Raw genomic sequence first — 23,557 nt, forward strand, 5'->3', positions numbered from 1 at the left:
CCGCCGCCAGGAACGTGCGCGCCGGAGGGCGATCCGGAAACCGCTCCAGCTCGCCCCGGTCGAACCACAGCCCGTGACAGCGGGGACATGTGTCCACTTCCACGTCGGAGACACGCAGAGGCCGCAGGGGCTCGTTCTCGCAGAGGGGACAGTGGCGCGCCATGCGGACCCGGAGATTACTCGAAGCGCTCCCCTTCCCCGAAACCCTGGAGGCTCCAGGCCGTCGGGCAGAAAGCATATGTCCCCGCGTGCGAGCCCCCCAGCAGCAGCTTCAGCAGCGAGAAGCGCCGGTCTCCTCCTCCGTACACCTGAAGATCGAAGCGCCCCGGCACCTTCGCCAGCTCCATCGCGCGCCGGCAGGCCTCCTCGAAGCCCTCCGTCCGGTCCACCAGCCCCACCGCGAGCGCTCGCGTGCCGCTGTACACCCGCCCCTCCCCCAGCGCGTGGATCTCCTCCTTCGTCCGGCCCCGCGCCTTCGCCACGTGCTCGAGGAACGCCTGGTACGTCTCCTCCACCTCGGCCTCCATCAAGGCCCGCTCGTGCTCGGTGAAGCCCCGCGTGGACGAGTAGATGCCCGCATTCTCCCCCCGGGTGATGAGCGTGCGGTGCACCCCCACCTTCTCCATCAGCCCCGAGGTGTCGAACTTCCCCGCGAACACGCCGATGGAGCCCACGATGGCGTGCGGCGTGGCCCAGATCTCCTTCGCCCCCAGCGCCGCCATGTAGCCACCACTCGCCGCCACCCGGTCCACGAAGGCGATGACTGGCTTCTTCTTCGCCACCCGCTGCACCGCCTCCAGGATGATCTCCGAGGCCACCGCCGAGCCCCCCGAGCTCGACACGTACAGCACCACCGCCTTCGCCCTCCGGTTGCGCCCCGCCGCGCGCAGCGCCTTCACCACCGCCTCCGAGCCCGCCATCTGGCCCGTCACCCCCGACCCGCCCTTCCCCGTGACGATCATCCCCGACACCGGCACCACCGCCAGCCGGGGCAGGGGCCGCAACCGGCGCCAGCGCACCGGTGGCCACGGCAGCCTCGCCAGGTACATCGGCATGGGCTCCAGGCCCTCGCCCTCCTCATCCGCCTCGCCCTCCGAGCCCTTTCCGTTCAATCGCTCGGGCAGCGCCGCCTCGTCACACACCCCGTCGATGAGCCCCTCCGCCGCCGCGCGCCTCGCGCTGTAGGGGCCCCCGTCAATCCACGCCCTCACCTGCTCCGGGGTGCGCCGCCGACCCTTCGCGAGGGTGTCCACCAGCTCGGCGTACCGCTCGTCGAGGAAGGACTCCAGGACCTCCCGCTGGATGTTCGACACGTGCGGGAGCGTGAAGAGCTCGGGCATCGTCTTGTACTCGCCCCGCCGGAAGAAGTGCGCCTGGACGCCGATCCGCCCGAGTCCCTCGCCCAGCGCCATCGCCTCCGCCGCGTAGCCCACCAGCTCCAGCCGCCCCGCTGGGGACAGCAGCGCCTCGTCCGCCGCGCACATCACCTGGTACCCCAGGTTGTCCACGCCCACCGCCCAGGCCACCACCCGCTTGCCCGCTCCCCTGAAGCCCTCGAGCAGCTTCACCAGCACGTCCCGCTTCGCCGGCGGCACCGCCAGATCCTCTAGCTCCAGAAGGATGCCCTTCACCTTCGGGTCCTTCGCCAGCAACTCCAGCGTCTCCCGGAAGCCCTCCAGCGAGGTCACCGTGGCCGGCTCCGGGCGGTTCTGCCCCCCCAACAGCCCCAGACTGCGCCGCCGGGGCTGCGCACGGTAGGGAGGATCCCCCGTCAACCGGAACCGGACGTAGGCGGGCCGGTGGCGGGCCCCCATCAGACGGAAGGGCAGACCCAGCAGGTGCCGCAGAAACAACAGCAGGTTGAGCAGAGGAATGAAGAGGAGGCGCACAGTCCGCGCCTAATGGACCCCCGGGGGCGACGCAAGCCTTGTTCTTCGCACCTGTAAGGTCGTGGTACGCTGCGCGCCCATGCGCCTCCCCTCCGTCTCGCATCTGCTGGTCGTCTTCGTGCTCGTCACTGGCGGCGCCGCCCTGGCCCAGCGGCGGCAACTCCATGACTTTCAGGGGCAGGAGATGACCCAGGAGGAGCGTGAAGCCGCGCGCTCCCGTCCGAAGTACAACATCAACTCCTACGGCAATGACATCCAGATCAAGGAAGAGCCCATTCCCTGGAAGGCCCTCGGCCTGGCGTGCATTGCGTTCCTGGTGACCGCGCCCTTCGCCTGGCGCATCTACAAGGGCACCACCAAGGAGATCGCCGAGGCCAACGTGTTCGGTGTCTCGAGCGCCCGCGTCGCCGAGGGCGAGGAAGAGCAGCCGTAACACGGCTGCTCTTCCAGGCCTCCGCCGCGGAGCCCAAGAAGGCCACCCCCAAGGCCGCGGAGGCGAAGGAGCACCCCAGTCTGCCCGCGCCGGACTACCTCCCCGAGGCCGCGCGCACCCTGCTGCGCAAGAAGATGGGTCGCCACGGGCTGGACGCGAGGGACCTGATGTTTGGGGTGACGCTGCTGCGCCATGACGTGGTGCGAGCCGCCGCCCAGCGCATCGCCTCCGAGCCCCGACTGGTGCGTCCCGAGGCCGGCGCCGAGGACGACCCGAGCACCTTCCTGCCCGAGCGATTCTTCGTGCTCCAGGACGAGGTGCGCATGCGAGCCCAGGCTGTCGCGGCTGCCGCCGAGAAGCGTGACGACACCGCGCTCGCCGAGAGCTACGGCCTGCTCGTGCAGACGTGTGTCTCTTGCCACTCGGTGTACCTGAAGCGCGAGTGAGCGCGCCCCTGGCGTCAGGCCAGGTGTTGAAGGTTACGACTGCATGCATGCCGGGCAGGAGCCCAGGCGACCACACGGTGTTGTTTCTTCGGAGACGTCCCCGCTGGTGGTAATCCTGGCCGCGCACGCGCCCTCGCGATGAGCGAGTCTCGCGCCCCCCCTCACCGAGCACACGCATAGCCAGAAGCGAGCAGACCCCCATGAAGACGGCAGCCGCCATGCGCATGGAGGAGCCTCCCCGGTCCTCCTTCCCGGGCCTCGATGACGAGGCCTTCGCCCGTGACCTCCAGGCCCTCCGCACAGAGATGGAGGCGTCGCTCGGCCCCGAAGACCTTGCGCACTTCCGGAAGATTCAACGCTGGGGCCGCGTGTGCTCGGCACTCGGCTATGCGACGGCGTGGCTGGCGCCCAATCCGCTCTCGGCGCTGCTCATCGCGCAGGGCAGCACGGCCCGCTGGACGATGATGGCGCACCACGTCACGCACCGCGGCTATGACCGCGTGCCCGGCATGCCCGAGCACTCCACGGGACGCCACTTCGCCACCGGGTGGCGCCGCTTCATCGACTGGCCAGATTGGATTCACCCCGACGCCTGGCGACATGAGCACAACGCGCTCCACCACGGGCGCACCGGCGAGACGGCGGATCCGGATCTGGTGGAAGAGAACACCGAGTTTCTGCGCCGCTCCTCCATGCCCCTGGTGGCGAAGTACGCGATCGTCGCCTTCTACGCCTGCACCTGGAAGGTGACGTACTACGCGCCCAACACCTTCCTGGAGTGGCGGCGCGCCGAGCGCCGACGTGCGGGCCAGCCTGATGATGGCAGCAACCTCCGGCTGATAACGGCCTTCAACCCGCTCACCGCCGAGGGCCGGGACTTCTGGCGGACGTGCCTCCTGCCCTACGCGGGCGTGCGCTTCGCGCTCCTCCCTGCCCTCTTCGCGCCGCTCGGGGGCTGGGCCGTGTTCAGCGTGTTCGCCAACAGTGTCCTCGCCGAGGTGTTCACGAACATCCAGAGCTTCGTGCTGATTGCACCGAACCACGCGGGCGAGGACCTCTACCGATTCCACGGCCGCGCCGAGAGCCACGCGGAGTTCTGTGTGCGACAGGTGGTCGGCTCGGCGAACTACGCCACCGGCAGCGATGTGGTCGACTTCCTCCACGGCTGGCTCAACTACCAGATCGAGCACCACCTCTGGCCGAGCCTGCCCATGAGCAAGTACCAGCAGATCCAACCCCGGGTGAAGGCGCTGTGCGAGAAGCACGGCGTGCCCTACGTGCAGGAGAGCGTCTTCCGCCGCGTGAAGAAGCTCGTCGACATCATGGTGGGCAAGACCTCGATGCGCACGATGCCCACGCCGGGCCAGTGATGAGGGGCCTCCTCCTGGTGGGTGCCGTGCTGTTGGCCGGCTGTGCCACGCAGGCGCCCATGCGGCCACCGCCAGGAGGCCACTACGCGCAGTCCACGGACTCAGCGACGAGTGGCTGCCTGCGCAACCCCTCCTGCTACACCACCGCGCCGGGCGAGGAGCCTGTCCTCCCATGGGTGTCTCGTGCAGTGGAAACGGCCAGGACCCTCTCCACCCTCAAGGAGTTCCTCGAAGAAGCCGACCTGCGCCTCGTCGAGAATCTGCTCATCGAGTGCGCCAAGGAGGCGGACTTCCAGGTCAACGAGCGGGAATACGGCGAGGGCAGAACCCCGGATGATGCCGAGTGCGACAGGGTGGTCGGCTACGACGAGAAGGGGAAAAAAGTGACGCGGGCCATGGAGCTTGGGACCATGAAGCACGCGGTGGCCTTCGCTTGTGTCCGGCAGCGGCTCCTCACGCGCTTCCCAGAGAACATCTCGATAGAACCCCGCTATGCACCACCTGGCCCGACACCAGGGCAATCCGTGCTGACCGACCAATGGACGGGCTCTCTCAAGCCCGACATCGTCCTGCACTTCGCGCGCAATCCCACCAGGATTCAATGCATCTTTGATTTCAAATTTCCCTGTACGCTCGTGAGCAAGAGCAACCCACTCGGCCCAAAGACTTCTGATGTCCGCGCACAATTGGAGAAATACGACAAACTGGGCGGCAACTGCCCCTCGGGCATCGTAACGCCCCAGCTTGGAGTCAATCATGAATGAGCACTACCCCCGGATTCGCCATTACGGACCCACGCGGCAGGGGGAGCGGCTGCTCATCCGCGAGACCATTCGCATCACCTTTTACATGCCCTATGACCATGTGGATCTGGCAACAGGGGTGAGTAGAGCCCTCGATAGCTACATTCGAGCCGTGGGCGAGGGACCTGAAACCGTCTGCGGCTGGGCTCCCGGCGGCGGTGAGTACTCCCCCCTGAATGCAGAACAGTGGGCTCGTATTCGACACTTGCTGCGTCCAGACCGGCTCGTCCGCTTCGCCGATGACCACAGTAGGGATTTCCTCGATCAGATGGTGAAGAGTGGCTTCGAGACGTACCTCTACATCGATGGAGATCCCTCTCATCCCACCGGATATGGATTCACCTACTGCGCCCGGGTGCCGTGGCGATCGCCCCCTGAAGGCAGCGTGAGCGTGCTGAGCGCCACCCTCCCCACCGAGTATCTTGAGCAGCACGGTCCGGGACGAGTACGGGAATTGGCCCTGGAGATGGCCTCTCCCCTGCTCTTTTCCACCGGCCATGCCGGGCTGGCTTTCGAGTTCCTGGGCTCGCGCACTCGCCTTCTGTCCGAAATCCGCGAGGAGCTCTTCCGCTACCCGGGAATGGACGTGTCCCGCTGGGGAATTCTGTGTCACCAGGGCACGCGCGTGGACGGTGTGCACTGGCTCAACTTCCTGGGCCAACCGGTGCTGGGCGAGGTGGGCGGCGCGGCGGGCTTGCGCTCCCGGCTCCACTCTCCAGGAACCACCGTGCAGGAGATGGAGGGCGAGCGTGCACTGGTGACGCTCGGGCCTTGGCCCGAGGCGGGAGACCTCGCACAGGGCCACAACCTGCCCGCCTACCGCGAGCTCGCGCACGTGCTGGAGCCCTGGTTGGAGGCCTTCTCCCCCGGCTACGTCAACTCCTGGCGGGGCTACTCCGAGGAGGACGTCCGTCGATGGTGGCGCCGCTTCCTCGACTGAATCACCCCCTCCTCGCCTGGGCTGGAGCCGGGACCGCCACTCCGACTACTGTCTCCGCTCGTGTCCGGCCCTCGACCGAAGACGTGCGCAGCGTGCGGGCGCGGTATCGCCCCGAACGCGGTGTACTACCGCTTCACCCTCGTTCTCGAAGGTGAGCAGGACGTGCTCGGCCCTTCCGGAGGAAAAAGCTCGGAAGACGAGCTCGCTGCGCTCATGAAGCAGCTCGAGGAGGGGTCGGAGTCTCCCCAGGAGCTGGAGGATCAGGTGCACTGGGAGCGCAGCGGGGTCGTGTGCGCGGCGTGCCGCTCCGTGGTGGTACGCACGCTGTCCGCGCCACCGGAGCCAGCCAAACCCCACTGAGCCCCGGCTCAGGACGCCGTCTCGGTACCTTCCCTCGACACATCGAGCCGGTCGAAGGCATGGCCCAGGCCCACCACGCCCAGTGCCACCTCGACCCCGAGCACCACCGCCGCGACGAGCCCCGCGAAGGGGAACGCCCACACGCCAAAGCCCAGGAGGCGGTCCAATCCGAAGCCCACCAGGGCAGCCAGGAGCGCCGCGGGCAGCAGCCCCACCAACAGCACCACCAGAGTACCCGCCAGCGTCAGCAACCGCTGACCGAGCGCCTCGAGACCGCGTACCCGCTCGCCCTCCGGTGGCAGCCACGCCGGGAAGAGCACCACCGCCGCGTTCTGCACGAAGAGCCCCCCGAGTGACACCGCCGGCAGCACCCAGAACGCGCCGAGGCCAGCCGCCACCCACAACTCGGCCCGCTCTCCCCCCCGCCACCCCGCGAGCACCACCGCCAGCAGAACAAGCCCCATCTGCATCGCACCGAGCAGCAACGCCGGCGCGGCGAGCTCCGCCGCCACCACCTGCCTCCCGGTGAGCGGCAACGCTCGCAGCTGCTCCAACCGGGGCAGATCCATCCGCAGGTCCACGCGCACAGCGGACGGGCCGAAGAAGCACAGCACCACCGCGAGCCCTCCGCACATGGGCACCATGAACATGCGCACGTTGGTGAGGATCTCCCCCAGGCTCCCTCCCGAGGACACCGAGGCCACGAGCCCCCCCACCAGCCCCGCGATGATGAGCCGCCCCGCCCCACCCAGCCGCCGTGCGGCGACAAGATTCTTCCAGAGGATCGCCACCTCCGGCCGGCCCGTGGGCGCGAGTCGGAAGAGCGTCGAGCCCGCACGGATGGGCGTGGGGCGGCCTCCCTGTCGCGAGAGCTGCTCCCGGAGTCGGGCTCGCTCCTCGGCGCGGAGCACCGCGGACTCCTCGAAGGGCACCGCCGATTTCATCACCCAGACGTAGTGCACCGCGAGCAGCCCGAGCGCGAGCGGCAGGGCCTTCAAAAAGCCCCACACATCCGGCGCGAGCGGCAGGGCCACCAGCAATCGCCCCGGCCACAGCACCGGTGAGTCCATCAACGCGACGAGCCACGCCTGGAGCTGCCGGGGATGATTCAACTGCTGCGGAAAGGGGTTCTCGCGCAGCGCGGCCATTCCCGCGCCAATCACCAAGGCAATCACCGCAGCCAAGGCGGCCCAGCGCAGCACCGTCCCGACCCCACCGTGCCGAGCGAGCCTCGTGCGCATGAAGGAGGCCGCCGTCACGTGCAGGTGCACCGTGGCGAGCGTCAGGGTGGAGCCCATGAAGAACAAGACAGGATGCGAGCGCACCACCCCGCTCACGAACACGGTGGCGAAGAAGGCACCCACGACCGAGCCCACGATGCCGCGCGCGAGCTTGTAGTGCAGCAGCCCCCGACGCGACACGGGCGCGGCGAAGAGCTGTTGCACCTCCGTCTCGTTGAAGGACAGCGAGGGCCGATCCGGCCCCAGCGCCCAAGAAGAGAAGATCGTCCCCAGCATCGCGGCCGTGAGCATGAACTGGCCGAAGAGCTGCGCCACCGGCGGGGCCATGGCCTCCCGACCGGAATAGCCCAGCCGTCGCAGGAAGACGGAGTACAGGTACAACCCGCCCACCACCGCGCCCACGAGGTACTTCGGCTGACGCAGGCGCTGAAGCTGACGGAGCGCCCGGTTCCGCGCCGAGGCCACCCAGAGGAACGCCACCGCACGAGGAAAGCTCACGGGCTCTCCCGCTCTGACCTAGGCTCGGGAGCCGCACTGGTGATGCGAATGAACAGCTCCTCCAGCGACGCACCCGCCCCCTCGGGGCCACTGAGGTGCGCCCGAATGTCCGCGAGCGTCCCCAGCGCCACCACCCGTCCCCCGGCGATGACGAGGATGCGATGGCACAGCTCCTCCACCAGCGGCAGCAGGTGCGAGGAGAGCACCAGCGCCGTCCCCTCCTCCGCGCGCCGGCGCAGCGAGGCCTTCATGCGACGGATGGCCAGCGGATCCAACCCCGTGAGCGGCTCGTCCAGGATGATGAGCCGGGGCGAATGCAGGAAGCCGCACGCGATGGACAGCTTCTGCTTCATCCCGCGCGACAGCTCTCCGGGCAGGGCCTTCTCCTTGTTGGCCAGCTCCATCTCATCGAGCAGCGCCCGAGCCCGCTCCTCCCAGTCCTCCACCCCGTACAGCCGAGCCACGAAGTTCAGGTGCTCCCAGACGGTGAGGTACTCGAAGAGGCGCGGCTCATCCGGCAGGAATGCCAGCGCCCGCTTGGCCTCCACGGGGGCACTCGCCAGATCATGCCCAGCCACCCCCACACGCCCCGCCGACAGCGGCAGGATGCCCGCCAGGCAGCGCAGCGTGGTCGTCTTCCCCGCCCCGTTGGGCCCCACCAGCCCGAGCACCTCGCCGGGAGCGATCTGGAACGTCAACCCTTGCACGGCCCTCACGTCGCCGTAGGTCTTCTCCAGGCCCTGCACCTCCAGGACCGGCGCCGTCATCGGGACTTCGTTCATAAGACACAAAATACGCGCCAGCCGGGATGGATTCCAATGAAGGGGTAAACCGGTAGGGTACGTCCCTCTGGAGGGTGTGATGCGGTTCCTTGATGACCAGAAGCCTGCCCACGATCTCACGTACAGCGACGTCTTCATGGTGCCGGGCCGCTCGGAGGTCGGCTCGCGGCTGGAAGTGGACCTGACCCCGCTCGATCGCCTGGGCACCACCATCCCCATTGTGGTGTCCAACATGACAGCCGTCTCCGGCAAGCGCATGGCCGAGACGGTGGCGCGCCGCGGGGCCATCGCCGTGCTGCCCCAGGACATCCCGCTCGACATCGTCGCGAGCAACATCACCTACGTGAAGTCGCGTCACCCCATCTACGAGACGCCCATCACGCTGCGTCCCGGTGACACCATCCAGCAGGCCCTCAACCTCATCCACAAGCGCGCCCACGGGGCCGTCATCGTCGTCAACGAGCACGAGGAGCCCCTTGGCATCTTCACGGAGAACGATGCCGCGGGCTTCGATCGCTTCACCCAGCTCGAACGGGTGATGTCCACGGAGCTCGTCACCATCGACGAGGGGACGCCGCTCGAGCCCATCTACGATCGCCTGGCCAACAAGCGACTCTCGTGTGCACCCGTGGTTCGAGGGCGCCGGCTCATTGGCGTGGTGACGCGCAAGGGCGCCCTGCGCTCAACGCTCTACAAACCGGCGCTTGATTCCCGGGGCCAGCTGCTGATCGCCACGGCCATCGGCATCAACGGCGACGTGAAGGGCAAGGCCGAGGCCCTGCTGCGCGCGGGGACGGATCTGCTCGTCATCGACGCGGCGCACGGCCACCAGCGCAAGATGCTCGAGGCCGTGGAGCTCATCCGCTCGCTGTCCCCCTCCGTGCCCATCATGGCGGGCAACGTCGTCACCCGTGAGGGCACGCGAGATCTCATCGCGGCTGGCGCGGACATGGTGAAGGTGGGCGTGGGGCCCGGCGCCATGTGCACCACGCGCATGATGACAGGCGTGGGTCGGCCGCAGTTCTCCGCGGTGCTGGATTGCTCCGAGGAGGCGCGCAAGCACGGCAAGCACGCTTGTGCGGACGGCGGTGTCCGGCACCCGCGCGATGTGGCGCTCGCGCTCGCGGCCGGCGCGACCACCGTGATGATCGGCTCCTGGTTCGCGGGCACCTACGAGAGCCCGGCGGACGCCATGCGCGACAGCGACGGCCGGCTCTACAAGGAGAACTTCGGCATGGCCTCCCAGCGCGCCGTGAAAGCGCGCACCCGCGGCGAGTCGCTCTTCGAGCGCGCCCGCAAGGAGCTCTTCGAGGAGGGCATCAGCACCTCGCGCATGTACCTCGAGCCCGAGCGTCCCGGCGTCGAGGACATCCTCGACAGCATCGTCGCGGGCGTGCGCAGCGCCTGCACCTACGCGGGAGCACGTACGCTCGAGGACTTCCACCGCCAGGCCGTGGTGGGGGTGCAGAGCCCAGCGGGCTACGAGGAAGGCCGCCCCGTGCGTACGAGCTGGTAGGGAAAAGTCGGCTCAATTCCTCTCATAATTTGACGGGCGTCCCTCCGGGCGACCGCATGGCCCTTGGCTTGTCTTGGTTGAATGGATATACCTGAAATTGTATATGGATTCAGCCCGTTGAACACGCGGTCAGCATCTCGAAGCAAGCCTCAGTCACGCAGTCAACCCGTAAGGAGACCCCATCCCCATGAGCCTGCTGGAGCGCTTCGACACCCTCGACCCCGAGGTCATCAGAAACCCGTACCCCTATTTCGCGGAGATGCGCGAGAAGGCCCCCCTCTTCTGGATCGAGCGCCTTCAGGCCCACGCCGTCAGCCGCTATGAGGACGCGGCATACATCCTGAAGAACCCGGCCCTGTTCTCGTCCGTGGACATCCGCATCGCCGGCAAGCTGCCCAAGGATCGGTCCTCCCTGGAGCTCGGTTCGGTGTCCAACCTCCTCAGTTCGGATCCGCCCATCCACACGCGGCTGCGTGGCCTGGTGAGCCGCGCCTTCGTCCCCAAGCGCATCTCCGAGATGGAGCCCCGCGTCCGCGAGCTGTCCAAGGGACTCGTCGCGGAGATGACCGCCCAGGGCGAGTTCGATCTCATGGACGGACTGGGCACTCCCCTGCCCGTCACCATCATCGCGGAGATGCTCGGTGTCGAGCCCTCGCGGCGCCGTGACTTCAAGCTCTGGAGCGACTCGCTCATTGAAGCTGGCGCCGAGATCATCCGGGACGGAAAGGCCTCGGAGAAGAACATCCGGCTCGGTCAGGAGATGCTCGCCTATATGACCGAGATCGCCGAGAAGCGCCGCCGCGAGCCTCGGAGCGACCTCATCTCCATGCTCGTCCAGGGCGGCGAGGGCGCGGAGCCGCTGACTCCCAAGGAGGTGAACTCCTTCGCCATCCTGCTGCTGGCTGCCGGCAACGAGACCACCACCAACCTGATCGGCAACTCGCTCGTCTCCCTCATCCGGAACCCGGAGGCGTACGAGTGGTTGCGGCGCGATCCCTCGATCGCGGCCTGCGCCGCCGTGTGCGAGGAGACGCTGCGCTATGACTCGCCCGTGCTGGGGCTGACGCGCCGGACCACCCAGGAGGTGGAGCTGAGCGGCGGGAAGGTGCCCGCGGACTCGACGCTGGTGGTGCTGGTGGCGTCCGCCAACCATGACGCGCGCAAGTTCCCGAACCCGGAGCGCTTCGATCCCCAACGCGATACGACGGGGCTGCTCTCGTTCGGCCATGGCATCCACTTCTGCCTGGGAGCGCCGCTGTCGCGGTTGGAGGCGCCGGTGGCCCTTCAGGAACTGACGGCCCGCGCGCCGCGGTTGGGCTTCGCGCAGCGCCAGCCCGAGCGCATCGACTACGGGATGTCGTTCTTCCTGCGCGGACCCCGCTCTCTCTGGCTGCGCAAGAACTGAGCCCTCGCGCTGAGGGATGACTTGCCAGCCCTTGCCTCCGTGTACTCCCTTGTCGGGGTTGGTACACGGGGGCACGTATGTCTTTTGTTGAAGAATGGGGTGGTTCTCGGAGCAGCAGGCGAACGAGGCCGCGGATGCTCGGCTGGTCCGTGCTGCTGACGAGTCTGGTGCTGCTGTCCGGGTGTGCATCCACCACCCGCTCCCCTGCCCCTCTTCCCGCCGAGGGTCCTGGCTCTCCGGCCATCTGGACGCCAGCGGACAAGGTGGGGTTTGGCACCGCCCATGACGAGGCGAGTCGTGTCTGGTTCACGCTTGGCTCCAGTGGGGAGCTGACGGAGGTCTATTTCCCCCGAGCCGACACACCGAGCGTGCGCAACCTGTACTTCGTGGTCTCCGACGGCCGCACCTTCGCCGAGATGGAGCAGGAGGCCACCGAGCACCGCGTCGAGCTGGTGGATCCGCGCAGCCTCACCTTCCGCCAGGTGAACACGGCCCGCTCCGGCCGCTACCGGCTCACGAAGACGTACGTGACGGAGCCAGGGAAGAACGCACTGCTCCTCGACGTGCGCTTCGAGTCCCTCTCCGGACAGCCCTACTCGCTCTACGTGGTGTACGACCCCTCGCTGTCCAACAACGGCATGGACGACTCGGGGACGAGCGAGGAAGGCACGCTGCTCGCGTCTGACGCGACCACCGCGAGCGCCCTGGTGGCCCAACCCGGCTTCACGCGGACGTCGAATGGATTCCTCGACGTGAGCGACGGCTGGACGGATCTCCGACAGGACTTCACGCTGGATTGGACCCAGGCCTCGGTGTCCAACGGCAACGTGGTGCAGACGGCCCTGGTGCCGGTGGACGGGCTCACGAGCCAGCAGGTGACGCTTGCGCTCGGGTTCGGCGCCTCGACACCCGAGGCTCGGCAAACGGCGCAGGAGTCGCTGGCGGCGGGCTTCCAGGACGTTGCGAGGCGCTACGCCGAGAGCTGGCACACCTACCTGGATTCACTGCCAGCTGCGCCTCCCTCCACGCAGGCGTGGCGGACGACGTATGACGTCTCGGTGATGGTGCTGGCGGCCTCCGAGGACAAGACCTTCCGGGGCGCCTTCATCGCCTCGCCCAGCATGCCGTGGGTCTGGGGCACCGGGCAGGAGAACCCCTCCGGGCCCTACCACCTCGTGTGGTCGCGCGATCAGTACCAGATCGCCACTGCGTTGCTGGCGGCCGGCGATAAACAAGCGGCGGAGCGCGCACTGGAGCACCTCTTCCGAGTGCAGCAGAAGCCGGACGGCTCGTTCCCACAGAACGCCGAGGTGGATGGAAAGCCACGCTGGGGCTCGCTCCAGCTCGACGAGGTCGCACTTCCGCTCGTGCTGGCCTGGCAGCTCGGCCGTGACGATGCCCGGACCTATACCGAGCACATCAAGAAGGCAGCGGACTTCGTGGTAGCCAACGGCCCGGTTACGCCGCAGGAGCGGTGGGAGAACCAGGGAGGCTACTCGCCCGCGACGATCGCGGCGGAGGTGGCGGGGCTCATCTGCGCCGCCGAGCTCGCGCGCCGCAATGGGGACACCGCCTCCGCCGAGCGTTACGAGACGACGGCGGACACCTGGCAGCGACAGGTGGAGAGTTGGACGGTGACAGGTAACGGACCGCTGGCGTCGCACCCCTACTACCTGCGGATCACGAAGGACGGGAACCCCAACGCCGGGACGACCTACTCCATTGGAGATGGAGGCCCAGCCGCCGTGGATCAACGGCAGGTGGTGGACCTGAGCTTCCTCGAGCTGGTGCGGCTGGGAGTGAAGCCGGCGAACGATCCCGTCATCGTGCAATCCCTGGCGGTGGTGGATGCACAGCTCCGGGTGGACACGCCCAACGGTCCCTACTGGCACCGGTTCAACTTCGACGGGTACGGCGAGACGCGCGACGGCGCCCCCTGGTTCATCAGCGAGCCCGAGACGGGACAGACCTTCGGGCGGGCCTGGCCCCTGCTGGCCGGAGAGCGAGGTGAGTACGCGCTCCTGGTGGGGCAGCCCGCCGACGACTTCCTCGCCACGATGGCCCGCTCGGGCAACGAGGGCTTCATGCTCCCCGAGCAGGTCTGGGATGGGCGGCCTCCGACCGGACAGCCCGGGTTCGTCGCTGGAGAGGGAACGTTCTCAGCCACGCCCCTCACCTGGACGCACGCCCAGTTCGTGCGCCTGGCCTGGTCGCTCCAGTCGGGCTATCCGGTGGAGCAGCCCTCGGTGGTGTCCTGCCGCTACACGAAGGTGTGTCGGCGCTGAGGCGCGCGGGCGCTCGAGGCCTCACCGTCGGTAGAGATCCTGGAGGGCGTAGGAGACATCCGGGTGGTAGACCATGTCGGGCTGCCGCTGAATCACCCGGCCGCTGCCCGGGACGGCGGTGGAGTTGACCTGCTGGAGGGACTGCCAGTTGAGGCCGTACTGGTGGTCGCCCTTGTTCACATCCACCTGGATGGGACGCTGCTGATATCTCGGGTCACGCGCGGCGCTCTCGGGCACCGAGCTCTTGCGGATGCTGTCGAACGTGTCGTACGGGACCTGGAAGCCCTTCATCACCGTCTGGCGATGCCCCTGATCGTGACGGACGGCGAGGAACTCCTCGGCGCGGGCGCGATCCCCGAAGTTGAGGAAGGCGCGATCCTGGTACGCCATGGGCTTGTCGTAGAGGTTCGGCCTGCTCGAGTTCGTCGCGCTGTTGAAGGACTTGGAGATGTGCGGGTCGCCGTAGCTGTTGAAGCTCAGGCGCTGGTTGTCCGGCCCTTCCACCCGGTAGACGTCGACGGGCCTTCCCGGCGGAGGGCTGTAGCGCGACGACCTCTGAGGCGACACCTCAGCATACCGCTCGGGCCGGGACGACGAAGTCCGCTCGGAGCGAGAAGGAGGAACGAAGGAGGAGTAGGAGCTGGAGCCGATTCGACGGGGCATGGTGATTTCCGCAGGTCATTGTTCTCGCAGCGAAACACTGTTTTCAGCCCAGAGCGTATTGGTCCCCCACGTCTCAGCCGTTAAGAGGCGTGAAATGAGCACTCATCCCGCGCCTCCCCGACGAGCCCTCCTGCTGTTCGTGCTGGGCATGCTGACGGCGTTCGGCGCGTTGTCGATCGACATGTACCTTCCGAGTCTCCCCACCATCCAGGGAGACCTCAAGACCACCGCGTCCTCGGTCCAGCTCACCCTGGCGGCGTTCATGGCGGGGCTGGGAATCGGCCAGTTCGCCTATGGCCCCCTCTCGGACAGGTTCGGGCGCCGGCGTCCGCTCATCGCGGGAATCATCATCTACATCCTCGCGTCCGCCGCCTGCGCGTTCGCACCGAGCATCCACTGGCTCATCGCGCTGCGGTTCTTTCAGGCGGTGGGCGGGGCCGCCGGAGCGGTCATCGCGCGAGCCATCGTCCGTGACCACTACAGTGGCCGGGAGATCGCACGCGTGCTCTCGCTGCTCATGCTCATCATGGGCGCGGCCCCCATCCTCGCGCCGCTCTTCGGTGGGTGGGTCCTCGGCTTCGCCGGGTGGAGGGCCATCTTCGGGGTGCTCGCCGTCCTCGGCAGCATCGCCCTGGTGCTCTCGCTGGTGGCGATTCCCGGGACGACGTCCACGTCCCCCCATCCGAGGAGCCCCGGCATGCTCGGGACAAACCTCCGCGTCCTCTTCACGGACCGGCGGTTCCTCGCCGCCACGTTCGCCGGAGGCTTCGCGCAGTCCAGCATGTTCGCCTACATCTCCGGCTCGCCCTTTGTGTTCATGGAGCTCCACCACGTGGCGCCGGAGCGCTTCGCGTGGCTCTTCGCCATGAACGCCGCAGGGCTCATCTCCGCGAGCCAGATCAACCGGCGGCTCCTCGCCCGCTTCGCCCCCGAGCGGATCGCCATCACGGCGACGCTCGCCTCGGTGCTGGTGGGAGCTGGCCTCATGGTGCTGGCCGTGACGGGGCTCGGGAGCGTCCTGACCATCGCGCCCGCGCTGCTCCTGTTCATCACGAGCATCGGCTTCATCACGCCGAACGCGGCGGCACTGGCCCTGGAGGAGCACGGCGCCCGAGCCGGTGTGGCGTCTGCCGTCCTCGGCTCCCTGCAGTTCGCCATATCGGCCCTGGCCTCGGCGAGCGTCGGGCTCTTCAATGATGGCACCATGCTGCCCATGGCGGCCGTGATGGCGACGTGCGCCGTGGCGTCCTGGGTGGCGGCCCTGAGGGTCAAGGCCGAGGTGGGCAAGAAGGACGAGGAGTCCCAGCTCCCGCCCCCGGAGACGTCCCTGGCGCGATGACCGAGCACTGCGGGTTTGCCTTTCAATAGGCGAAAACGCAGGCTGGTCTTCATGTGGAGCGTACTTCATGGCCCCTCTCTCCCACTCTCGGCGAACTGGACGATAGAGGGCGCGCTCACACAGATGATGGAGGCCAACCCCGCGCGCCGCGAGGCACCGGCACTCCTCACGGACGAAGGCTCGGTCAGCTTTCAGGAGTTGAGCACCCAGGCCCATCACCTCTCACGAGCACTGCGGACGAGGTTGCGCGGAACCTCCTCGTCCCTCCCCCAGGGGACGCCGCTCGTGGGTGTGTGCATGTCGCGTGGGCCCGCGCTGGTCGAACTGCTCCTCGCCGTGCTCCAAGCGGGCTGCGCCTATCTGCCCCTCGAGCCCAGCCATCCCCGTGCACGACTGGAGCACATCATCGCCGATGCCGCCCCCTCCCTCATCGTGACAGGACCCGAGCACGAAGCGCTCGTGCGGCAGCTCGCCTCCACGAGTCCGTGCTGGGTACTCGACCCGCGTGCGCCGCTCGAGCAGGAAGACGCGGCGCCCCAGGCTCCCGAGCCCCCGTCATCCAGGTCTCCAGCGGGTGAGCGTCCCTTCGCGGTGCTGTACACATCGGGGAGCACCGGACGGCCACGCGGCGTGTGCCTGCCGCATCGGGCGGCGCAGAACCGCTTCTTGTGGATGTGGCGGGCCTTCCCCTTCACCGAGGGCGAGGTGTGCTGTTTCAAGACCCCTCTCGGGTTCGTCGATTCCATCTGGGAGCTGTTCGGCGCACTCCTCCAGGGAGTTCCCGTGGCGGTCGCGCCCGATGGCCTCGAGCGACAACCCGAGCGATTGCTCGCCTTCGCCGAGCGCCATGGTGTGAGCCGCCTCATCGTCGTGCCCTCCCTGCTGCGGCTCCTCGTGCCGCACCTGCCGCCCCACCCCGACGCGGCAGGCGCGCCCCTGAAGAAGCTGCGCATGTGGACATGCAGTGGCGAAGCCCTGCCCCCCGCGCTCGCCGGGACATTCCTCGCGCGGCGGCCGGGCGATGTGCTGCTGAATCTCTACGGCAGCACCGAGATCATGGGCGACGTCACCGCGCACGTGGTTCGCGCTGGGGAGGATCCGATTCCCATCGGGCGGCCCATCAGCAACACCACCCTCGAGCTGCTCGATGATGCGGGAGCGCCCGTGAGAGCGGGCGAGCGAGGCACCCTCCATGTGCGAGGCGCGAACCTCGCGCTCGGCTATCTCGGATACGGAAGGTCCTCCGCTGCGTGGGCGGAAGGAGGACGGCGCTACGACACCAGAGACCTCTGCCGGATGGTCCGCGACCCCGTCGATGGGGACTGGACACTGCTCCACGAAGGCCGCGGAGATCGGCAGGTGAAACTGTTCGGCAACCGTTTCGATCTCGCCGAGCTCGAGCGCACGCTCCTCCAGTGTGAGGGCGTCATGGGCGCCGTGGCGCTGGTGCATGAAGACTCGGCGGGGCCCTCGCTGCTCGGGTTCGTCCAACCGCGCGAGCCGGGAGCGGTGGCGCTGGAGACCCTGCGAGCGGCATGCACCCAGGCGCTGCCGCCCTATGCACAGCCAGCCCTGTACCTCATCGAGCGGTTTCCACTGCTGCCCAATGGAAAGCTCGATCGCCAGCGATTGCTCGCGCTCGGGGTGGAGCGTGCTGCCCCTCACGAGGATCCGTACACGGCCGCCTGGCGCGCGGTCCTTCCCCGGGCTCCGATGGAAGAGGACGTCGACTTCTTCCAGGCGGGAGGCACCTCCCTGCTCGCGGTGGACCTGCTCCGGAGACTGCGCGAGGCAGGTGTGACGGTGTCCCTGGAGCGGTTCTACGCAGCACCCTCTCTCGGAGCGTTGAGACGAGGGGGTAGCGCGGAGGCAACCTCCCACGGACTCATCCTGCGCGGAGTGGAGACGGCGCGGGGGGCACTGGGCACGGCGGCGGTGAACCTGCTCGCAGATCGCTTCGCGGAAATCGATCCGCTCGCGCGGGTGCTTGGCGGGACGCGAGCCGATCTGCATGCGCTATTCACCAGCTACCTCGAGACCTGCGCGACAGAAGGCCTGTCCTTCGCGGCCACCGATGACCAAGGAGACCTGGTGGGGTGCGTGGTGGCCGCCGATTTCTCGCGGGTGCATACCCATGCACGGGAGGGCCGCTTCGTGCTGGCTCCGGCACTCGGGCCGTTGGACGCCGTCATGAGCGCACTCTCGGACCCCTGGTGCCACCAGGAGTCCGAGCCAGGACCGGGTGAATGGGTCTACGTGATGCTGCTCGCGGTCGCGGGGCAGCAGCGCGAGGTGGCCCGGGTCACGCGCGAGCTCGAGAGCGCGGTGATCGCCTCGGCCCGCGCCCGGGGCTACCGGGGAGTCGTCACGGTCAACACACATGCCCTGACGCAGCAGGTCTGCGAGGAGCTGGGTTATCGCACCGAGGCACGCCTGGACGTGCGTGGGTTCGTCCACGAGGGGACACGCCCCTTCGCCCAAGTGCCGGAAGGCGGCGCGGAGCTGCGGCTGCACGTCCTGCGGCTGTGACTCCTCCCCCTTCGGTCACTTCACTGAAGAGGCTCAAGCGGACAGCGAGCCCGGCTCCGTCTCCCGCAGCCGTCGCAGGTCCTGCCCGGGCGGCGTCCCGAACAGGCGGCGGTACTCGCGATTGAACTGTGAGGGACTCTCGTAGCCCACCCGGAAGCCCGCCGTCGCCACATCGACGTCCGCGCTGAGTAGGAGGCGGCGGGCCTCCTGGAGCCGGAGCCGCTTCTGATACTGCAGCGGGCTCATGGCGGTGACGGCCTTGAATTGGTGATGCAGCGAAGAGGGACTCATGTGCACCTCGCGCGCGACATCCTCGATGCGCAGCGGCTCCGCGAAGTGGCTCTTGATCCAGCCGATGGCCCGGGCAATGCGCTGCGCCTGGCTGTTCTCCGTGGCGATCTGCCCCAGCCTCCACCCATGCTCCCCCTTGAGCAGGCGATAGAGGATCTCTCGGGTGGCCAGCGGGGCCAGCATGGGGATGTCCTCGGGTGCATCCAGCAGGCGCACCAGCCGGAGCACCGCATCCAGCATCGCCGGAGTGGTCTGGCTGAGGAACAGGCCCCGAGATGGGCCCCGCTGCATCGGCGCGAGCTGGCCTGCCTTCAGGATCAGGTCGGCGAGCTCGACGGGATCCAAATCCAACTGGAAGCAGAGGTACGGCGCCTTGGGCGTCGCTCGCGTCACCTGGCCCGTAATGGGGAGGTCCACGGAGACCACCAGGTAGTGCGAGGCGTCATACGGATAGACCTCCTCGCCCAGCATCACCTGCTTGCTCCCCTGGGCGATGACGCACAGCGCAGGTCGAGAGAGGACACGCAGCGGCTCACCCGGCCGGGCGGCGCGCAGGAGCGACACGTGCGGGATGGCTGTCGGGTGCACGCCATCGCCCGGGGTGAAGCGCTCAATCAGGGAGGCCAGTTCGGTCAGGCTCGCGGAGTCTTGTTCCCTCGAGGTCATCGCCATGGAGGATTAGACTACTCCCTTCGCTTTGGGAGTGCCCCTGCGACTTCGCGGCGCTTTTGCAGGATCAGGCAAGAACGCGCCAGGAATGGTCTACCGACAAACCTCCTCCGGTTCGTAGTTTTGGCTCGCTTCCGGGGCGCACCTGCCCCGGGCGCTTGAGACAAACCTACGAGGGAATACTCATGTCCGGAATCAAGGGAAAGGTTGTTGTCATCACCGGGGCCAGCAGCGGCATTGGCGAGGCGGCAGCCCGCCTGCTTGCCAGGCAGGGCGCGCATGTGGTGCTCGGCGCCAGGCGCACCGACAGGCTCGAGGCGCTCACGAAGGCCATCACCGCCGAGGGCGGCTCGGCCCGGTACCGGCAGTTGGATGTGACCCGGCGCGAGGACATGGAGGCGTTCGTCGACTTCGCGCTCGGTGCCTTCGGCCGCGTGGATGTGATCATCAACAACGCGGGGGTCATGCCGCTGTCCAAGCTGGAGGCGCTGAAGGTTGACGAGTGGAACCGGATGATCGACGTGAACATCCGGGGGGTGCTGCATGGCATCGCCGCGGGGCTGCCGCTGATGAAGAAGCAGCGGAGCGGGCAGTTCATCAACCTCTCCTCCATCGGGGGCCACAGCGTCTCGCCCACGGCGGCCGTGTACTGCGCGACCAAGTTCGCCGTCATGGCCATCTCCGAGGGGCTACGCCAGGAGGTCGGTGGAGACATCCGGGTGACGGTGATCTCGCCGGGAGTCACCGAATCGGAGCTCGCGGAGAGCATCAGCGATCCTCATGCCCAGGATGCGATGAAGGACTTCCGGCGGATCGCGATTCCCGCCGACGCCATCGCCAGGGCCATTGCCTTCGCCATCGAGCAGCCCGCCGATGTCGACGTCAGCGAGATCATCGTCCGGCCCACCGCGAGCCCGTACTGAACCGCCGGGAGAAACCGCCATGCGCTTGCGTCCCCTTCTGCTGCTTTCCCCTCTCCTGGCACTCTCCCTCGGCGGCTGCGTGCACGCGATACCGGCGGCGCAGGCCAGCCCGCCAGTTGAGCCCGCGCGTACCAATCCCACCGTCGCCGACCGCGTTGCGCGAGGAGAGGCCCTCGTGTCCGAGCTGAATGGCGGCAAGCCCCAACCAGCACTGGAGGCGATGCGCCGGGACTTCCCGTTCCTCGCCGAGGCGACGGCGGCCTACGCTCTCGGCGATGTTTGGGGACGCCAGGAGCTCGACGTGCGGACGCGCCAGCTCGCGGCGATGGCGGCGTTCGCCTCCCTGGGCCAGCTGGCCCAGTTCAAGATCCACGCGGGCTACGCACTGAATGCCGGAGTGAAGCCGGAGGAGCTCAAGGAGATCGTCTATCTCATCACCGTGCCCGCGGGTTTCCCTCGCGCCATTGACGCGTCCCAGGTTCTGAAGCAGCTGTTCGACGAGCGGGGAATTGAGTCCAGCGCCCAGGCCCCCACGCGCTGAGCGCGCTCACCCGCCCCGGAACACCTTGCGGAAGTGCTCGGTCACGAAGTCGATGAACACACGCACCCTGTGGGGCAGGTGCTTGCGCTGGGGATAGACGAGGGTAATGGGGAAGACGTCGGGCACGTAGGCATCGAGGACGGTGAGGAGCCGTCCCTCCCTCAGGTCCGCGTCGATGAGTGACCGGGGCAGGCGCGCCAGCCCCATGCCCTCGAGCGCCGCCTCGCGCACCACCGCGATGTCATCCGCGACGAGCGTGCCCGAGAGCGGAACGAGGATCGGGGGACCGCCCTGCCCCCGGAAGACCCATTTGCTGCCCTTCATGCGCAGGCAGTTGTGCTGGGTCAGGTCGTGTGGAGTCTGGGGAGGCGCGCGTCTGGCGAAGTACGAGGGAGCGCCGCAGATGGCGGTCCTCTCGGTTCCGAGCCTGCGCTCAATGAGGGTGCGCTCATGGGGATGCGGGCGGAGCCGCATCGCCACATCGAAGCCTTCAGCGAGCATGTCCACCTGCCGGTCGGACACGGACAGCTCCACCTGCACCCGAGGGTAGCGCTCCGCGAACTTCTCCAGCACGGAGACGAGCGGGTGCAGGGAGAGACCGACCGGGGCGGCGACGCGCACGGTGCCCTCTGGGATGGTTCCGACGTGGCCGAGGAGATCCGAGGCCTCGTCCGCCACGGAGAGCAGGTGCACACAGCGCTCATAGAGGCGGGCACCCTCGTGGGTGAGCGACAGCCGACGTGTGGTGCGCTGGAGGAGCTGGACGCCCAGCCGGCGCTCGAGCGCGGTGATGCGGGTGCTCACCGCGGACTTGGACAGGCCGAGCCGGGCCGCGGCGCCCGAGAACGAGTTGGCCTCCACGACGCGTGCGAACACGGTCATCGAGACGAGGTCGTCGAGGGATGCGCCCACGCTTGTTCTCCTGATAGGCTAGGAATCTCCACTTTCCGTGACTCACACGCCCCGAGGACTCTCCCCCCCGGATCCAAGGAGCACCGCATGTCCGAGCCGGCCCTGTACCTGAAGCAGAACGTTGCCATCGAGCCGCTCTACAACCAGTGGTACGCGTGGTACTACCTCATCACGCCCGCGACCGCACCGCTCTACGTGGCCAATCACCACGTGAAGATCATGCAGTCCTTCGTGGCCAACCCCGCCATCCATGTGGCCGCGCTGAAGAATCCCGCGCTGGCCGGCGGCCCCTACATCAACTACGGCGTCGAGCGGGTGCCCGAGATCAAGCAACTGCTGGAGCGAACGCTCAAGGAGCAGGAGTCGTCCATCCGCTTCGCCCAAGCGGTGGCCGAGCTGGATAAGTTGCTGGCCACGGCCAATGGCCACTCGCTCGAGGAGCTGTACCGCAAGGTGCCGGACATCCTTCAGGGCTACGTGGAGTTGACGTATGACCTCAACAACCGGGCCTCGCCGCGGTTCTTCGAGGCGCTCCTCTATGGGAGCCCCCACTACAAGGAGAACGCGCAGAGTCTGTCCTTGCGTCTGCTGAAGGGGGACGCCCGCCCGTATGTCTTCAGCACGCCGCGGCTCGACTCCGACCAGGACACCCTGCACGTGCGCCTACCCTTCCGCCACGAGGCCATCGACCAGCTCTTCGCCATGCGGCGGACCCCGGGCCCCATCGGTCCCGTGCGCGAAGCCCTGGGGCTGTCGGCCCAGCAGGGCGAGCTGTTGTCCACGTTCTTCACCGAACAACCGCCGCGTCCGGCACAGAAGTACGAGGGGGACGGGGTGCGCCTGCGCTACTTCGGCCACGCCTGCGTGCTCATCGAGACGCGCGACGTGAGCATCCTCACGGATCCCGTCATCAGCTACGACGTGCCGAGCGATCTGCCCCGCTACACCCATGCGGACCTGCCGGAGCGGATCGACTATGCGCTCATCACGCACGGCCACGCGGACCATCTGATGTTCGAGACGCTGGTGCAGCTGCGTCAGCGCATCGGCACCGTGGTGGTGCCGGCCGCGGCGGGAGGTGCGTTGGCGGATCCCTCGCTCAAGCGGATGCTGCGGAAGCTCGGCTTCAAGAACGTGGTGGCCCTCGGTGAGATGGACTCCCTCCCCCTGCCGGAGGGGGAGCTCATCGGCCTGCCCTTCATCGGAGAGCACGCGGACCTCAACATCCAGTCGAAGATCGCGCACATGGTGCGGCTCAAGGGCCGCTCCATGTTGATGGCAGCGGACTCCAACGCGATCGAACCCCGCCTGTATGATCACGTCCATGCCATGGTGGGAGACATCGACGTGCTCTTCCTGGGCATGGAATCCGAGGGTGGCCCCCTGAGCTGGTTGTACGGGCCGCTGATGCCCACGCCCCTGCCCCGCAAGATGGATCAGTCGCGGCGGCTCAACGGCTCCAATGCGGAGCGAGGCACGGAGATCGTCCGGCGGCTCAAGCCCAAGCACGTCCACATCTACGCCATGGGCCGCGAGCCGTGGCTCGGCCACATCATGGCCATGGGCTACCACGAGAACGCGCCGCAGCTCATCGAGGCCCGTAAGCTCATGGCCTACTGCGCGGAGCAGGGCATCACCACCAGCATGCCGCTCGGACAGGCGGAGATGTTCTTCTAGGGCGAGCGGTTGCGCTCACGAACGTAGGGTGTTGCCTGGCAGCGC

General features: G+C 67.8%; 20 protein-coding genes and 1 pseudogene. 14 read left to right on the plus strand and 7 right to left on the minus strand.

All coding sequences use genetic code 11. The features are described from left to right. Window positions 1-52: 52 nt before the first annotated feature. A pseudogene (locus F0U60_RS27615) lies at window positions 53-238 on the minus strand (zf-TFIIB domain-containing protein); the annotation flags it as partial. After that, on the minus strand, window positions 177-1,889 hold the full coding sequence (sppA, locus tag F0U60_RS27620) for a signal peptide peptidase SppA (RefSeq protein ID WP_395803861.1): 1,713 nt from the start codon (window positions 1,887-1,889) through the stop codon (window positions 177-179). The gene sppA and the pseudogene F0U60_RS27615, both read right to left, overlap by 62 nt. Window positions 1,890-1,968: 79 nt before the next feature. Here sppA and F0U60_RS27625 point away from each other — a divergent pair, with 79 nt between their 5' ends. The 6 genes from F0U60_RS27625 to F0U60_RS27650 all read left to right on the plus strand — a co-directional run bounded on the left by F0U60_RS27625 (window position 1,969) and on the right by F0U60_RS27650 (window position 6,241). Further along, a complete protein-coding gene (locus F0U60_RS27625; protein WP_395803863.1) occupies window positions 1,969-2,322 on the plus strand; it encodes a hypothetical protein in 354 nt (117 codons plus the stop codon). A 134-nt stretch (window positions 2,323-2,456) separates the two neighbouring features. Then, the gene (locus tag F0U60_RS27630; protein WP_395803865.1) at window positions 2,457-2,768 is read left to right on the plus strand and encodes a hypothetical protein; all 312 of its coding nucleotides are present in this window, start codon (window positions 2,457-2,459) and stop codon (window positions 2,766-2,768) included. Between the two features lie 200 nt (window positions 2,769-2,968). After that, on the plus strand, window positions 2,969-4,138 hold the full coding sequence (locus tag F0U60_RS27635) for a fatty acid desaturase family protein (protein ID WP_395803867.1): 1,170 nt from the start codon (window positions 2,969-2,971) through the stop codon (window positions 4,136-4,138). Window positions 4,139-4,314: 176 nt separating this feature from the next. Further along, complete coding sequence (locus tag F0U60_RS27640) at window positions 4,315-4,902, plus strand: hypothetical protein (RefSeq protein ID WP_395803869.1); 588 nt, start codon at window positions 4,315-4,317, stop codon at window positions 4,900-4,902. Beyond that, the gene (locus F0U60_RS27645) at window positions 4,895-5,881 is read left to right on the plus strand and encodes a type VI immunity family protein (RefSeq protein ID WP_395803871.1); all 987 of its coding nucleotides are present in this window, start codon (window positions 4,895-4,897) and stop codon (window positions 5,879-5,881) included. Before F0U60_RS27640 ends, F0U60_RS27645 begins: the two co-directional genes overlap by 8 nt. 60 nt (window positions 5,882-5,941) lie before the next feature. Further along, complete coding sequence (locus tag F0U60_RS27650; protein WP_395803873.1) at window positions 5,942-6,241, plus strand: hypothetical protein; 300 nt, start codon at window positions 5,942-5,944, stop codon at window positions 6,239-6,241. An 8-nt stretch (window positions 6,242-6,249) separates the two neighbouring features. On the opposite strand, the gene F0U60_RS27655 is transcribed toward F0U60_RS27650, so the two are convergent. Continuing rightward, window positions 6,250-7,980, minus strand: coding sequence for a putative ABC exporter domain-containing protein (locus F0U60_RS27655; protein ID WP_395803875.1), 1,731 nt, complete (start codon window positions 7,978-7,980; stop codon window positions 6,250-6,252). Beyond that, window positions 7,977-8,747: an ABC transporter ATP-binding protein gene (locus F0U60_RS27660; RefSeq protein WP_395803877.1), complete on the minus strand. Its 771-nt coding sequence runs from the start codon at window positions 8,745-8,747 to the stop codon at window positions 7,977-7,979. Before F0U60_RS27660 ends, F0U60_RS27655 begins: the two co-directional genes overlap by 4 nt. A 94-nt stretch (window positions 8,748-8,841) precedes the next feature. Between F0U60_RS27660 and F0U60_RS27665 the strand changes: the two genes are divergently transcribed. The 3 genes from F0U60_RS27665 (at window position 8,842) to F0U60_RS27675 (ending at window position 13,968) form a co-directional block, all read left to right on the plus strand. Further along, window positions 8,842-10,278, plus strand: coding sequence for a GuaB1 family IMP dehydrogenase-related protein (locus F0U60_RS27665; protein ID WP_395803879.1), 1,437 nt, complete (start codon window positions 8,842-8,844; stop codon window positions 10,276-10,278). 187 nt (window positions 10,279-10,465) lie between these two features. Then, window positions 10,466-11,683, plus strand: coding sequence for a cytochrome P450 (locus tag F0U60_RS27670; protein WP_395803881.1), 1,218 nt, complete (start codon window positions 10,466-10,468; stop codon window positions 11,681-11,683). Window positions 11,684-11,817: 134 nt separating this feature from the next. Beyond that, window positions 11,818-13,968 carry a glycoside hydrolase family 15 protein gene (locus F0U60_RS27675; RefSeq protein WP_395803883.1) on the plus strand — a complete coding sequence of 717 codons (2,151 nt, stop codon included), beginning with the start codon at window positions 11,818-11,820 and terminating at the stop codon, window positions 13,966-13,968. 21 nt (window positions 13,969-13,989) lie between these two features. Here the strand turns inward: F0U60_RS27675 and F0U60_RS27680 are convergent, their stop codons facing one another. After that, a complete protein-coding gene (locus F0U60_RS27680; RefSeq protein ID WP_395803885.1) occupies window positions 13,990-14,631 on the minus strand; it encodes a hypothetical protein in 642 nt (213 codons plus the stop codon). A 94-nt stretch (window positions 14,632-14,725) separates the two neighbouring features. Here F0U60_RS27680 and F0U60_RS27685 point away from each other — a divergent pair, with 94 nt between their 5' ends. Together F0U60_RS27685 and F0U60_RS27690 are read left to right on the plus strand one after the other, a co-directional pair. Then, a complete protein-coding gene (locus tag F0U60_RS27685; RefSeq protein ID WP_395803887.1) occupies window positions 14,726-15,970 on the plus strand; it encodes a multidrug effflux MFS transporter in 1,245 nt (414 codons plus the stop codon). 123 nt (window positions 15,971-16,093) lie between these two features. Continuing rightward, the gene (locus F0U60_RS27690; RefSeq protein ID WP_395803889.1) at window positions 16,094-18,499 is read left to right on the plus strand and encodes an AMP-binding protein; all 2,406 of its coding nucleotides are present in this window, start codon (window positions 16,094-16,096) and stop codon (window positions 18,497-18,499) included. A gap of 33 nt (window positions 18,500-18,532) precedes the next feature. On the opposite strand, the gene F0U60_RS27695 is transcribed toward F0U60_RS27690, so the two are convergent. Beyond that, window positions 18,533-19,462 carry an AraC family transcriptional regulator N-terminal domain-containing protein gene (locus tag F0U60_RS27695; RefSeq protein WP_395803891.1) on the minus strand — a complete coding sequence of 310 codons (930 nt, stop codon included), beginning with the start codon at window positions 19,460-19,462 and terminating at the stop codon, window positions 18,533-18,535. A 182-nt stretch (window positions 19,463-19,644) separates the two neighbouring features. On the opposite strand from F0U60_RS27695, the gene F0U60_RS27700 reads away from it, so the two are divergent. Then, complete coding sequence (locus F0U60_RS27700) at window positions 19,645-20,382, plus strand: SDR family oxidoreductase (protein ID WP_395803893.1); 738 nt, start codon at window positions 19,645-19,647, stop codon at window positions 20,380-20,382. 19 nt (window positions 20,383-20,401) lie between these two features. Further along, window positions 20,402-20,923 (plus strand): carboxymuconolactone decarboxylase family protein, encoded by a 522-nt coding sequence (locus F0U60_RS27705; protein WP_395803895.1) that lies wholly within the window; start codon window positions 20,402-20,404, stop codon window positions 20,921-20,923. Window positions 20,924-20,929: 6 nt separating this feature from the next. Here F0U60_RS27705 and F0U60_RS27710 read toward each other — a convergent pair whose 3' ends face one another. After that, window positions 20,930-21,835 carry a LysR family transcriptional regulator gene (locus F0U60_RS27710; protein WP_395803897.1) on the minus strand — a complete coding sequence of 302 codons (906 nt, stop codon included), beginning with the start codon at window positions 21,833-21,835 and terminating at the stop codon, window positions 20,930-20,932. A gap of 87 nt (window positions 21,836-21,922) precedes the next feature. Here F0U60_RS27710 and F0U60_RS27715 point away from each other — a divergent pair, with 87 nt between their 5' ends. Beyond that, complete coding sequence (locus F0U60_RS27715; protein ID WP_395803899.1) at window positions 21,923-23,512, plus strand: MBL fold metallo-hydrolase; 1,590 nt, start codon at window positions 21,923-21,925, stop codon at window positions 23,510-23,512. The last annotated feature ends 45 nt before the right edge of the window (window positions 23,513-23,557 follow it).

The sequence above is a fragment of the Archangium minus genome (assembly GCF_044360475.1).
Lineage (GTDB): Bacteria > Myxococcota > Myxococcia > Myxococcales > Myxococcaceae > Archangium > Archangium minus.